Origin of the sequence: Staphylococcus sp. GDY8P72P (assembly GCF_016890655.1) — a bacterium.
GTDB lineage: Bacteria > Bacillota > Bacilli > Staphylococcales > Staphylococcaceae > Staphylococcus > Staphylococcus arlettae.
Map to the genome: position 1 here is coordinate 1 of NZ_JAFEQJ010000041.1, position 12,493 is coordinate 12,493.

The window sequence follows — 12,493 nt, forward strand, 5'->3', positions numbered from 1 at the left end:
CTCTAACACGTTTAAACCAACGATCTTGTCGTTGCGTTTGGAATTAACGTTGACATATTGCGATTCAGTTTTCAATGTTCATATCTTTATTAAATAATGGTGGAGACTAGCGGGATCGAACCGCTGACCTCCTGCGTGCAAAGCAGGCGCTCTCCCATCTGAGCTAAGCCCCCATTTTTAAAAGAGTCGGGAAGACAGGATTCGAACCTGCGACCCCTTGGTCCCAAACCAAGTGCTCTACCAAGCTGAGCTACTTCCCGTATATAGTTGTAAAATAATAATGGCGCGCCCGATAGGAGTCGAACCCATAACCTCTTGATCCGTAGTCAAACGCTCTATCCAGTTGAGCTACGGGCGCTAAATTAAAAGATGGTGCCGAGGACCGGAATCGAACCGGTACGATAATCACTTATCGCAGGATTTTAAGTCCTGTGCGTCTGCCAGTTCCGCCACCCCGGCACTATCAAATAAATGGAGCAGAAGACGGGATTCGAACCCGCGACCCCAACCTTGGCAAGGTTGTATTCTACCGCTGAACTACTTCTGCAAATATATTAAATTAAAATCTTGATGAGCCATAGAGGATTCGAACCTCTGACCCTCTGATTAAAAGTCAGATGCTCTACCAACTGAGCTAATGGCTCATGAGATGGTGCCGGCCAGAGGACTTGAACCCCCAACCTACTGATTACAAGTCAGTTGCTCTACCAGTTGAGCTAGGCCGGCTAAAAATGGTGGAGAATGACGGGTTCGAACCGCCGACCCTCTGCTTGTAAGGCAGATGCTCTCCCAACTGAGCTAATTCTCCGTGTATGTATTCGCCTGGCAACGTCCTACTCTAGCGGGATGTAAATCCAACTACCATCGGCGCTAAAGAGCTTAACTTCTGTGTTCGGCATGGGAACAGGTGTGACCTCTTTGCCATTGCCACCAGACAATTAACTTACCTTTCAAATAATACATTGTTTTGCAATCACTTGCAATAGTCAATTTTACACTTCATTAAAATGTTTTTAACATTTCATTTACAAAATCATTTTTCGAAGCAAGTTGTTTTTGACGACTTTTAATATATTACTTCATTTTCTACAAAGTGTCAATCACTTTTTCACTTTTTTTATTAATTGTTGTTCTTAATAGTTAAGACTCACAATTACTGTGTTGAGTAGTGTTTCCTCAACTCGACTTGATTAAGTCTATCACAGAAATCTATTCATTTCTACTGTTTTTTAAGATTAATTTTATATTTTATTCATACAATATTCTTTTAAAGTTTCTTATTACTTCATTTTCTATTTAAAATATTAATACTATATTTGTAAAATGAATGCAAACAAAAAGCCATCATCTATTTATAACACACATAGATGATGGCTTTGTTAAGCGACTATTTTATTTTTGTTTCATTGTTGGGAACAGTAATACGTCTCTGATAGACGCTGAATTAGTTAACAACATAACCAATCTATCAATACCAATACCTAAACCACCTGTTGGCGGCATACCATATTCTAATGCTTCGATAAAGTCTTCATCCATTTCATGCGCTTCATCATTACCTTCTTCTTTTTCGACTAATTGTGCTTCAAAGCGTTCACGTTGATCGATTGGATCATTTAGTTCTGTAAAGGCATTTGCGTGTTCTCTACCAACGATAAATAATTCAAAACGATCTGTATAACGTGGATCTTCTGGATTCTTTTTCGCCAATGGAGAAATTTCAATAGGATGACCATATACGAATGTTGGTTGCATCAATGTTTCTTCGACTTTTTGTTCGAAAAATTCATTTAAAATATGTCCATATTTCATATTATCTGTAATTTCAATGCCATGTTCTTTTGCTAGGTTTTTAGCTTCTTCATCTGTTTCTACTTCATAGAAATTGACACCAGTAGTCTCTTTCACTGCATCTACCATGTGCACACGTTTCCATGGGGACTCTAAATCTATTGTGTCTTCACCATATTGTACTTTCGCACTTCCAAATACATTGTTTGCAATTTCTCTTACCATAGATTCAGTCAAGTCCATGATATCTTTATAATCTGCGTATGCCTCATATAATTCTATCATCGTAAATTCAGGGTTGTGACGCGTTGATACGCCTTCGTTTCTAAACACACGCCCAATTTCATATACTTTTTCTAAACCACCAACAATTAAACGTTTCAAATGTAGTTCAATTGCTATACGCATATATAATGTAACATCTAGAGCATTGTGGTGTGTTACGAATGGTCTAGCTGCTGCACCTCCAGCGATTTGATGTAACATTGGTGTTTCTACTTCTAAGAATCCTTGTTTATTTAAGTAGTTACGCATTTCTTGTAAAATTTTACTGCGGTTGATGAATGTTTGTGTACTTTCTTGGTTGGTAATTAAATCTAAATAACGTTGACGATAACGTTGTTCGATATCTTGTAAGCCGTGGAATTTATCTGGCAATGGACGTAATGATTTTGTTAGTAATGTGAATGATTTTGCTTTAACTGAAAGTTCACCTGTATTTGTTTTAAACATTACACCGTCGACACCAACGATATCACCTAGATCAGATGAATTCCATATTGCAAATTGATCTTCTCCTACTTGGTCTTTACGTACGTATATTTGAATTTGACCTGATAAATCTTGTACATGGGCAAAGCCAGCTTTACCTTTACCTCTTTTAGTCATTATGCGTCCTGCAATAACCACTTGACTTTCTTCTTCTTTGTCATGTAACTCATCTTTAGTAAAGGCATCCCAATCATGATGGAGTTGGTCTGCTTCCGCAGTACGGTCAAAACGTTTTCCGAATGGATCAATTCCTAAATCGTATAACTCTTGTAGTTTTTGGCGACGCACCTGCATTTGGTCATTCAATTCTTCTGACATTTACTTTCTCTCCTTTATGCTTCTTGTTCTACTTTTGTTCTGTTTGACACGCTTCTAGTACATTAATCATTGCTAGCTCTGTTTCTAATTGGTTTAGCTTTTTTGTGCTTTTTTTGTGCTTTTGTTATCATCTAGATCCTTTAGATACCAACAGGCATTTTTACATTATACTATGACGCCAACTTTTCACCTTTTAATTTTACTAAACGATGCAAATGTAATAAAGTAATTTCTACTTTTAATAGTTGCTGCGTAATGTAATTTTCATCAATTCATCGACGGGTACTAATGTTTTCTACTTATCATTCATTACAACATCAATGCTAGTATTATCTAGACATTTTGTGCAAGCTTACGCTTTATACTTCTTTACTGAGTCATCTGGGATGACTAATTCTTCAATAGTTTTGTGTGAACGTGGTTCTTTATACGCACCCGCTATATCATTTAATGGAATTAAAACAAACGCACGTTCAAACATCCTAGGATGAGGTATAACAAGATCCGCTTCCTCTATAATGTCATCACCATAAAGTAAAATATCTACATCCAACGTTCTCGGACCCCAGCGTATATCTCTTACACGATGTAATTGATGTTCTGTTTGTAAGCATTTTTGTAATAACATTTTCGGTGTTAATGATGTTTCTACTTCTATGCATAAATTTAAAAATTGTGGTTGTTCTACGTAACCTACTGGTTCTGTTTCATAAACCGGGGATACTTGTGTCACGTTAATGTTTTCTGTATGGTCTAAAATCTCTATCGCTTGCTCTAATTGTGATAATCGGTCGCCTACATTACTACCTAAACCTAAATATGCATATGTCATTAGTCATTCTCCCTCACTATTTCGATTCCCACTCCATCATAGTGACCTGGAATTGGTGGGTTTTCTTTAGTGATTCTGACTTTCGTTTCCATTACACGATTATAGTGTGAATTTATACGTTTTGCAATACGTTCTGCTAGATGCTCTAACAAATTTACTGCTGTACCTTCCATAATTGCTTTCACATCTTCAAATACTTCACCATAATGTACTGTGTCAGCCACATCATCAGAATGTCCCGCTTCTGTCAAATCAACCTTTAATGTAATATCGACAATAAATATTTGTCCGATTTCATTTTCTGCAGCTAGTGCTCCATGGTACCCATAAAATTTCAGTCCATTAAGAAAGATTGTGTCGTGCATACTCATTCTCCTTTAAAAAATTTAAACTGTGACTAACCCTAGAGTTTAGTTGCACGTTATGTACCCTCACTCCTTGAACGCCTTTCATTATACCATATGCAGTCGTTGCTGCAGTCGCTTCATCACGTTCTAATGGTTCTGTATCATGTCCTATCATTTCTTTGATAAATCTTTTTCTGCTTGTTGCTAATAGTATCGGATACTCTGTCGCTACCAATTCATCTAGTCGTGCCATCACTTCATTTTCTTCTTCTCGTGTTTTAGCAAAACCAATACCTGGATCTAACCAAATTTTATGTTTTGGTATTCCTGCCATCTCTGCTTTATTTGCTTGTTTTAAGAGAGACACTAGCATTTCATCCATGACTGGCTCTGTTCTATGACCATCACCATTATGCATAAGTACAATTTCACATTCATATTTAGCTACAACATCAATCATTTTTTCATCGTATAGGCCTGCCCATTGATCATTAATCATTGTTGCGCCTAATTTCATAGCAGCCTCAGCAACTTCACTACGATAAGTATCGATAGACAATTGAACATCATATGGTGCTAAAGCTTTAACTACTGGCACTACACGTTCCAATTCTTCTTCAATGCTAATTTCTTCATAATATCCTGGACGTGTAGATATACCTCCGATATCAATAATATCTACGCCTTCGTCTATCATTTCTGTTGCGCGTTGAACTGCATTTTCAACTGTATTGTATTTGCCACCATCAGAAAATGAATCTGGTGTGACGTTAAGTATCCCCATAATCTTAGTTTGTCCCATGATGCTCTCCTTTTCACTTATAAATTCTATATTGGCAGATTATATACATTATTAATAATAACGCGATTTTCTATTTTTTTCAGTAGTAAGAGCTTAAATAATTGAACCTTATTCAGCTTATTGTTGTTATGTATAATCACAAAGAAACCGAGCACAATAAATGCGCTCGGTAAATGTAAATTGTTATATATTATATTATTAATTATCAAATGAATATAACGGTGTTGATAGGTAACGCTCACCATTACTTGGTAATACTGTTACAACTGTTTTGCCTTTACCTAATTCTTTAGCTTTTTCTAATGCAGCTACTATAGCAGCTCCAGATGAAATACCGCCTAAGATACCTTCTTCTTTAGCTACACGACGTGACATATCCATAGCTGTTTCGTTAGCTACTTTAATAATGTCGTCATATACTTCAGTATTTAGAGTGTCTGGTACGAAACCTGCACCTAAACCTTGTAATTTATGTGGTCCTGGTTCGCCACCGCTAAGTACTGGTGAATCTTCTGGTTCAATTGCGACAATTTGAACATCAGGGTAAGTTTCTTTTAGCACTTTACCAACACCACTTAGCGTACCGCCTGTACCAACACCAGCTAAGAATGCATCGATTGATTTACCTTCGAATTGATTAACTAACTCTGGACCTGTTGTTAATTCATGTACTTCTGGGTTAGCAGGGTTTTCGAATTGTTGTGGCTCGAAGTAACCTTTTTCTTCTTTTAGTTCTTTAGCTTTTTTAATAGCACCTTTCATCGCTTCAGCACCTGGAGTCAATACTACTTCTGCACCGTATGCTTTTAATAAGTTACGGCGTTCCTGACTCATTGTTTCTGGCATAGTGAAAACTGCATTATAACCTTTAGCAGCACAAACAAACGCTAAACCAATACCAGTATTACCACTTGTTGGTTCTACAATAGTGTCTCCTGGTTTAATTTTTCCGTCTTTTTCAGCTTTTTCAATCATTGCTAAAGCAATACGGTCTTTAACAGAGCCACCTGGGTTTTGATATTCTAATTTTACGTATACATCTGCAGCATTTTCATCTGTTACTCTATTTAATTTAACTACGGGTGTATTACCTATTACGTCTACAATATTTTCGAATCTGTTGTTTGTCATAAAAAATGCTCCTTTTAATAAAAGTTTAAGTTGGAAATAAAACTTACTTTTTCTCTCGGATATATTTTATTTTATCAGATTTTTCTGTAAATACAACTATAAGCGTTTATTTCTGTGAAAATATTTATTTTTATAACTATAGAAAATAAATTTACACGATAACTTTCGATTTTTTATATTAATGCTTGTAACTCTGCTTCACTAAATTGATATTTGTTACGACAAAAATGACATTCAGCTTCAGCGCCGTGATCTTTTTCAATCATATCTTTGATTTCCGCTTCCCCTAATCCTTTAATAGCGTTTAAGAACTTATCATGACCACAATTACATTCAAACTGTGCCGGTAATTCTTCTAAAATTTGGACATTTTCTTCGCCTAAAATTTCGTATAATAAACCTTCAGCAGAAATGCCTTGATCAATTAATTGTGAAACTGGTGTCATGTTGCTAATTGCTTCTTCCAATTGTGTAATTGTTTCTTCTTGTGCTCCTGGCATTACTTGGATAATAAATCCACCTGATGCTTTAATTGTATTATCTGGATTTACCAACACACCTAAACCTACTGATGATGGTACTTGTTCACTTTTAGCAAAATAATAAGTGAAATCGTCACCTACTTCTCCAGAGACAATCGGACTTGAACCCGAGAAGTAATCTTTCATACCGATATCTTTAACTACTGTTAATGAACCATTGGTACCAACTGCTCTACTAACATCTAATTTCCCGACATTATTTAGTGGAAAGTGTGTTTGTGGTTGAGTAACATAACCTCTGACATTACCTTGGGCATCCGCATCTGCAATTACTTTACCTACTGGTCCTTGTCCGTCTAAAGTTACTGTTAGCTTTTGCTCACCTTTTAACATTGCCCCCATCATTAATGTTGCAGTCATTGTACGGCCTAGGGCAGCTGAAGCTGTCGGCCAAGTATAATGTCTTGTTTGTGCTTCTTGCACTGTTTCTGTTGTCAATGCACTATACGCTCTAATTTGACCGTCGAAAGCAAGTGCTTTAATAATATAATCCTTCGTCATCACTCTATTCTCCTTTTGTGTTTATAGTTATATCATATCCATAATTGCTAAATCATCAACATGATTTCGCGAAATAACTTTTCATTCCATATATTCTAATGGGTATGAGTAGAAATTGCTAAATATTTGTTTGGCACAATGTAGCTTCTAGTAAAAAACTCTTTCCACTATTTCAATATAGCGGAAAGAGTTTGTATTTTACAGTGATTAATTTCTGGTGCTAGGATCATTTGGATCACTTGGATTGCTTGGCTTATCGATATTTGGCGCTTGTTCATGGCCAGTATCTTCTTGTGAAGTATTATCGTCAGTGTCATCATCCGTTGAGTGATTTTCTTGTGTATCTTCGCTGTCATCTGTATCTAAATCTTGTTCTTTGCGAATTTCATCGTAAGATTTACCATACTTGCCTTCTTCAAATTCAGAATCAGTTTTGTCGACAACTTTAGCATCGTCGTAATTAACTTCTGGTAGTACGCCATCGTTAAATAATGATTTGATTTGTTCAGCAACTAATGTTTCTTCTGTTAATAATGTTTCAGCAATTAAAACTAATTGTTTTTTATGTTCTAATAAAATGTCTTTAGCTCGTGCATATTGCTCTTTAACAATACGTTGTACCTCTTTATCAATTTCATAAGCGATTTGACCGGAGTATTCTGGATCACCTTGCATATCTTTGCCTAAGAATACTTGACCACCGCTACCACTTGAAAATTGAAGTGGACCTAATTTTTCACTCATACCATACTCTGTAACCATCTGACGAGCAATATGTGTTGCACGTTCAAAGTCGTTTGAAGCACCTGTTGATACTTCACCAAAGTTAATATCTTCTGAAACACGTCCACCGAGTAGACCACAAATTTTATCGAGTAATTCAGGTTCAGTCATTAAGAAACGATCTTGTTTAGGTAACATCATTGCATAACCACCTGCTTGGCCACGTGGTACAATTGTCACCTTATGCACAACTTCAGCTTCGTCTAGTACCATACCTATAATCGTATGACCCGCTTCGTGATGTGCGACAATATTGCGTTCTTTTTCTGAAATAACACGTGATTTTTTAGCAGGACCGGCAATTACACGGTCTGTTGCTTCTTCAATGTCACGCATATCGATTTTCTTCTTACCTTCACGCACAGCAACTAATGATGCTTCATTTAGTAAGTTTTCCAAATCGGCACCTGAGAAGCCTGGTGTTCTTTGTGATATTGCTTTTAAGTCAACTGTTTCATCAAGTGGTTTATTTTTCGCATGTACATGTAAGATTGCTTCACGACCTTTAACATCTGGACGACCCACTTGAATTTGTCGGTCAAAACGACCTGGTCGTAATAATGCAGGGTCTAGAATGTCTGGTCTGTTTGTCGCAGCTATCATAATGATACCTTCGTTTTCACCAAAGCCATCCATTTCAACAAGTAATTGGTTTAGTGTTTGTTCACGTTCGTCATGACCGCCACCAACACCAGCACCACGTTGACGACCTACAGCATCAATTTCATCAATGAAAATAATACATGGTGCATTTTTCTTAGCATTTTCGAATAAGTCACGTACACGGCTCGCACCGACACCGACAAACATTTCTACGAAGTCAGAACCACTGATAGAGAAGAATGGCGTACCTGCTTCACCTGCAACTGCACGTGCAAGTAATGTTTTACCAGTACCTGGAGGACCAACTAAAAGAACACCTTTAGGTATACGTGAACCCATTTGTTTGAATTGCTTATTGTCTTTTAAGAAGTCCACAATTTCCACTAATTCTTGTTTTTCTTCATCTGCACCAGCTACGTCAGAGAAGCGAACACGTTTTTTCTGGCTATCGTACATTTTAGCTTTAGATTTACCAAAGTTCATCATACGACCGCCGCCACCGCCACCTTGGGCTTGGCTTAAGAAGAATATAAACAGTAATGCAATAATTAATACTGGAATCAGTGTTGTTAATATGCTGACAAATACACTTTGTTTTTCTTCTTCTTTAACTGTAAATTTCAAGTTATCTTGTTTTTGTGCTGTATCAGTTATTTTTTGTAATTCTTTGTCGTTGTTATATAAAATAGTTGAAGAATAATCTTCATCATTTTTAGTTTTACCACTTACCATATAAACACTTTGTTCAGGTTGAATTTCAAGTGATTTTAAGTCACCTTTATCTAATTTTTCAACAAATTGGTTATAAGTAAGCTGTTTTGGCATATTGCCATTTCCATTTAACCATGAAAATAAGCCAAAAATTATAACGCCAATAATTGCGATAACTAGCACATTGCGAAAGGCTTTCTGCATGCGTTGTTTCCTCCTACTTCAATAATAAAACTAACAAAAATTGTAACACAACACTTAAATGGTAGGCTAGTATTTCACCTTTTGCGTTGCGCTTTCAATCCCGTTGTTTTCCTTGTTATTTATTCTAAATTCATTGTTAAATAGTTCATTTATTTTATACTATGTAAAAAATAAAACACCAACTTTTAATTACTTAAATAAATCGGGTGGAATTTATAGTATATAACAACATGATTTATGATGAAACGTTATTGCCTTATTTTGAATAAACTTCTGGTTTTAGTGTTCCAATGTAAGGTAAATTACGATAATGTTCACCATAATCTAGGCCATATCCTACAACAAATTCATCTGGAATCTTCTTACCAACGTATTTAGCTTCGATGTTGGCTTTACGACGGTTAGGCTTATCTAATAACGTAACAATTTCTAATGAGTTGACGCGACGTGATTCCAATAGTTCTGTAATTGACTTTAATGTTGTTCCTGTTTCTAAAATATCTTCTAAAATAACGACATCTTTACCTTCTATTGATGAGCTTAAATCTTTTAAAATTTTTACTTCCCCAGTAGATTCAGTGCCCCCATGGTAACTAGATACATCCATGAAATCGATAGCTAAGTGTGTATCAATACGCTTAATTAAATCAGCCATGAACATAACTGATCCTTTTAAAATACCGATACAAACTAATGGTTTCCCTTGATAATCTGCTGTTAATTTAGCTCCTAAATCACGGCAAATCTCTTGAATATCGTCTTCACTGAGTAATACTTCTTTTAAATCCTCATGCATTGTCTCTTTCATCTCCCATAAATTTTATCAAAATTGAATTTTGAATGTATTCTGCTTTATACAAAGTGCCAACTGCAATAATCTCATTTTGTGCGTTTATTACTATTGGAGTCTGATCCCTCTCCGCGTCCACTACTTTACGATCAATAAAAAGTCTATTCACCTTTTTATGCCCTTGTTTACCACTTAATTGATAACGATCACCTGGTTTCCGAGTCCGGATGGTTAGTGGATAGGCTTCGGTTGGTAAAGTCTCATGAATATGAATTTGATAATGACCAAAACGATAGTGACCTTCCTGTGAAATTTGCATTGTCCTCAAGATCTGATTATCTTTTGCCATTATTATAAATTTATCATATGCAATGTGAATTATCCATTTATCCGTAGAAAATAATGTTGCTTGCGCTACACTACTCGCAAGTTGTCGAAACCATTCAATATATGTTTTTTCGGCAAAACCAAAAAGTGCATCCATGTCATTCAATACGTTATCAAGTACAGAGACTTTCAATGAATACTGTAAGTTATTAAATGGTTCTCGTGCAAGTGTTAATTTCGTGGTGCTGTAATTACCATGTTCAGCCACAAATGAACGTGCCTGCTTATGTAATAATTCTCGTTGTTCATCGTGCCAAGTTTTTAATTTTAATAGGTGTTGCGTTGATAAGTGGGTATTTTCTTCGATGGTAGGTAATATACGATTGCGAATATCATTACGTACATATTTATTATCATGATTTGTAACGTCTTCAAAAAATGGTATCTCATATTTCTTTTGTACAGCTTTAATATCCGCTTTAGTTACTTCAAGTAAGGGGCGTGCTATTTTATAGCCATTGCGATAACTAACTGATGCCATACCTAAGCTGCTTCTTGTGGATTTTCCTGTCATCAAGCGATAAAAAATTGTTTCTATTTGGTCGTCTTGATGGTGTGCTGTCAATAAGACATCCGCGCCAAGTTGATGCATCTGCGCATCAAACCAACTATATCTTAGCGTACGTGCTTCATGTTCAATGCTTTTTCCTTGTGCCATCAACGTTGATAAATCAAGTGTCGTAGTAAATAAGTTGATATGATGCTGCTCACAATAGCGTTGAATAAAATGCATTTCATCCGTAGATGCTTCCCTTATATCATGATTGACATGGAGGCATGTTAACTGTTTGTAACTATCTGCAAATGTTGTTGTTAGTGCATGCAACAATACCATACTATCTATACCTGTTGAGACAGCTAACACAATATGATCTGCTGTTGACCAACTCTCTGTATTAAGTTCCAACTCAACACCTCCAAAACTATGATATATTACTTGTGCAATTCAAGTGTAAATTTGAACCTACAATAAAAACAGACTGTTTTCTATCTAACAGAAAACAGTCTGTGGTTGTTATTGCCAGATACAGCAACGTACACTTTAGTCAGAACAACAATCAACCTTTATATTAACGTCTTGAACCTCTGCCACCGCGTCTAGATTCTGTTTGACGTTTTATGGATGTTAATTTATCTTCACTATCTTTTAAGAAATTATTTAATTTCTTTTCAAAATCTTCTGGTTTAGATTGTACCTGTTTTTGACTTGGTTTACTTTGTTGTGGTCTACGTGGACGATCTTTTGCTTTTTTAATAGAGAGACTAATTTTGCCGTCGTCAGCAATTGTAAGTACCTTTACTTCAACTTCATCCCCAACAGATAAATGATCTTCAACATTCTCAACATAATTATCTGCAACTTCACTTATGTGAACTAAGCCACTTTTACCTTCAGGAAGCTCGACAAATGCGCCAAACTTTTTAATACCAGTGACTTTACCTTTAAGCTTGTTTCCTACTTCGATTGACATATTGTAAATAAATCCTCCCGATTAGATTCGATTTTAACCTTATTATATGATTGTTTCTATAATTTAACAATGGTATTTAAATTAAATAAATATTTTTTTATTTATCTTGTTTAGATGCTTTATCTTCTTGTTTAGATTTATCACCAGGTAATTTAAAAATAACTTCACCATCGTTACTTAAATAATAATCATCACGTGCTACTTTTTCAATATAACTTTTATCATTTAAATTATTTAATTCTTCTTTAAGTGCGAGCTCTTCATCTTGCTGCTTTTGGTATCTTTCTTGTTTATCTTGTCGTTCTATTGAAGCTTCCTCGTTACTTTTTGTTTGAGTGACAAGCATAACAACGAGAATTAAAATAATAGCTAATAAAATACCACCAAATAAGGTGATACGTTTGCGTACTACGCGACGGCGCATTTGTTGCTTTTTTTTCTGTTGGTTTTTGTCAGAAGTATAGGTATTGCCTATATTTTCTACTTTTTTTCCCATCGCTTGTCACCT

At 35.7% G+C, this 12,493-nt stretch carries 11 protein-coding genes, 8 tRNA genes and 1 rRNA gene; all 20 read right to left on the reverse strand.

Features of this window, described 5'->3' with window-relative positions; genetic code table 11:
- Positions 1-97: 97 nt before the first annotated feature.
- Positions 98-173 (reverse strand) — tRNA-Ala (locus tag JVU85_RS13425).
- A gap of 13 nt (positions 174-186) precedes the next feature.
- Positions 187-260: transfer RNA gene (locus JVU85_RS13430), tRNA-Pro, on the reverse strand.
- Between the two features lie 21 nt (positions 261-281).
- Positions 282-358 (reverse strand) — tRNA-Arg (locus JVU85_RS13435).
- Between the two features lie 12 nt (positions 359-370).
- Positions 371-459, reverse strand: a tRNA-Leu gene (locus tag JVU85_RS13440).
- 13 nt (positions 460-472) lie between these two features.
- Positions 473-547 (reverse strand) — tRNA-Gly (locus JVU85_RS13445).
- Between the two features lie 24 nt (positions 548-571).
- Positions 572-644: transfer RNA gene (locus JVU85_RS13450), tRNA-Lys, on the reverse strand.
- Between the two features lie 6 nt (positions 645-650).
- A tRNA-Thr gene (locus JVU85_RS13455) sits at positions 651-726 on the reverse strand.
- Positions 727-732: 6 nt separating this feature from the next.
- A tRNA-Val gene (locus tag JVU85_RS13460) sits at positions 733-808 on the reverse strand.
- A gap of 12 nt (positions 809-820) precedes the next feature.
- Positions 821-935: ribosomal RNA gene (rrf, locus tag JVU85_RS13465) — 5S ribosomal RNA — on the reverse strand.
- A 457-nt stretch (positions 936-1,392) separates the two neighbouring features.
- Entirely contained in the window at positions 1,393-2,880 is a 1,488-nt protein-coding gene (gene lysS / locus JVU85_RS13470; RefSeq protein WP_002509819.1) for a lysine--tRNA ligase, read from the reverse strand.
- Between the two features lie 352 nt (positions 2,881-3,232).
- The gene (folK, locus tag JVU85_RS13475; protein ID WP_002509818.1) at positions 3,233-3,712 is read right to left on the reverse strand and encodes a 2-amino-4-hydroxy-6-hydroxymethyldihydropteridine diphosphokinase; all 480 of its coding nucleotides are present in this window, start codon (positions 3,710-3,712) and stop codon (positions 3,233-3,235) included.
- The gene (gene folB, locus JVU85_RS13480) at positions 3,712-4,077 is read right to left on the reverse strand and encodes a dihydroneopterin aldolase (RefSeq protein WP_002509817.1); all 366 of its coding nucleotides are present in this window, start codon (positions 4,075-4,077) and stop codon (positions 3,712-3,714) included. Before folB ends, folK begins: the two co-directional genes overlap by 1 nt.
- Positions 4,055-4,861 carry a dihydropteroate synthase gene (gene folP / locus JVU85_RS13485; RefSeq protein WP_204172795.1) on the reverse strand — a complete coding sequence of 269 codons (807 nt, stop codon included), beginning with the start codon at positions 4,859-4,861 and terminating at the stop codon, positions 4,055-4,057. The genes folB and folP overlap by 23 nt, the downstream gene beginning before the upstream one ends.
- 198 nt (positions 4,862-5,059) lie before the next feature.
- On the reverse strand, positions 5,060-5,992 hold the full coding sequence (cysK, locus tag JVU85_RS13490) for a cysteine synthase A (RefSeq protein ID WP_002509815.1): 933 nt from the start codon (positions 5,990-5,992) through the stop codon (positions 5,060-5,062).
- Positions 5,993-6,165: 173 nt separating this feature from the next.
- Complete coding sequence (gene hslO / locus JVU85_RS13495) at positions 6,166-7,035, reverse strand: Hsp33 family molecular chaperone HslO (RefSeq protein ID WP_204172797.1); 870 nt, start codon at positions 7,033-7,035, stop codon at positions 6,166-6,168.
- A 207-nt stretch (positions 7,036-7,242) separates the two neighbouring features.
- Positions 7,243-9,336, reverse strand: a complete 2,094-nt coding sequence (gene ftsH, locus JVU85_RS13500; RefSeq protein ID WP_107374094.1) for an ATP-dependent zinc metalloprotease FtsH — start codon at positions 9,334-9,336, stop codon at positions 7,243-7,245.
- A gap of 256 nt (positions 9,337-9,592) precedes the next feature.
- Positions 9,593-10,132 carry a hypoxanthine phosphoribosyltransferase gene (gene hpt, locus JVU85_RS13505; RefSeq protein ID WP_002509812.1) on the reverse strand — a complete coding sequence of 180 codons (540 nt, stop codon included), beginning with the start codon at positions 10,130-10,132 and terminating at the stop codon, positions 9,593-9,595.
- Positions 10,125-11,420: a tRNA lysidine(34) synthetase TilS gene (tilS, locus tag JVU85_RS13510; RefSeq protein WP_204172807.1), complete on the reverse strand. Its 1,296-nt coding sequence runs from the start codon at positions 11,418-11,420 to the stop codon at positions 10,125-10,127. The genes hpt and tilS overlap by 8 nt, the downstream gene beginning before the upstream one ends.
- Before the next feature lie 163 nt (positions 11,421-11,583).
- Entirely contained in the window at positions 11,584-11,985 is a 402-nt protein-coding gene (locus JVU85_RS13515) for a S1 domain-containing RNA-binding protein (protein WP_002509810.1), read from the reverse strand.
- A gap of 97 nt (positions 11,986-12,082) precedes the next feature.
- Complete coding sequence (locus JVU85_RS13520) at positions 12,083-12,481, reverse strand: FtsB family cell division protein (RefSeq protein WP_002509809.1); 399 nt, start codon at positions 12,479-12,481, stop codon at positions 12,083-12,085.
- Positions 12,482-12,493: the final 12 nt, after the last annotated feature.

Excerpts from the sequence above, each read along its gene's own strand:
- lysS (WP_002509819.1), bottom strand. The coding sequence starts at position 2,880 with ATGTCAGAAGAATTGAATGACCAAATGCAGGTGCGTCGCCAAAAACTA.
- folK (WP_002509818.1), bottom strand. The coding sequence starts at position 3,712 with ATGACATATGCATATTTAGGTTTAGGTAGTAATGTAGGCGACCGATTA.
- folB (WP_002509817.1), bottom strand. The coding sequence starts at position 4,077 with ATGCACGACACAATCTTTCTTAATGGACTGAAATTTTATGGGTACCAT.
- folP (WP_204172795.1), bottom strand. The coding sequence starts at position 4,861 with ATGGGACAAACTAAGATTATGGGGATACTTAACGTCACACCAGATTCA.
- cysK (WP_002509815.1), bottom strand. The coding sequence starts at position 5,992 with ATGACAAACAACAGATTCGAAAATATTGTAGACGTAATAGGTAATACA.
- hslO (WP_204172797.1), bottom strand. The coding sequence starts at position 7,035 with ATGACGAAGGATTATATTATTAAAGCACTTGCTTTCGACGGTCAAATT.
- ftsH (WP_107374094.1), bottom strand. The coding sequence starts at position 9,336 with ATGCAGAAAGCCTTTCGCAATGTGCTAGTTATCGCAATTATTGGCGTT.
- hpt (WP_002509812.1), bottom strand. The coding sequence starts at position 10,132 with ATGCATGAGGATTTAAAAGAAGTATTACTCAGTGAAGACGATATTCAA.
- JVU85_RS13515 (WP_002509810.1), bottom strand. The coding sequence starts at position 11,985 with ATGTCAATCGAAGTAGGAAACAAGCTTAAAGGTAAAGTCACTGGTATT.
- JVU85_RS13520 (WP_002509809.1), bottom strand. The coding sequence starts at position 12,481 with ATGGGAAAAAAAGTAGAAAATATAGGCAATACCTATACTTCTGACAAA.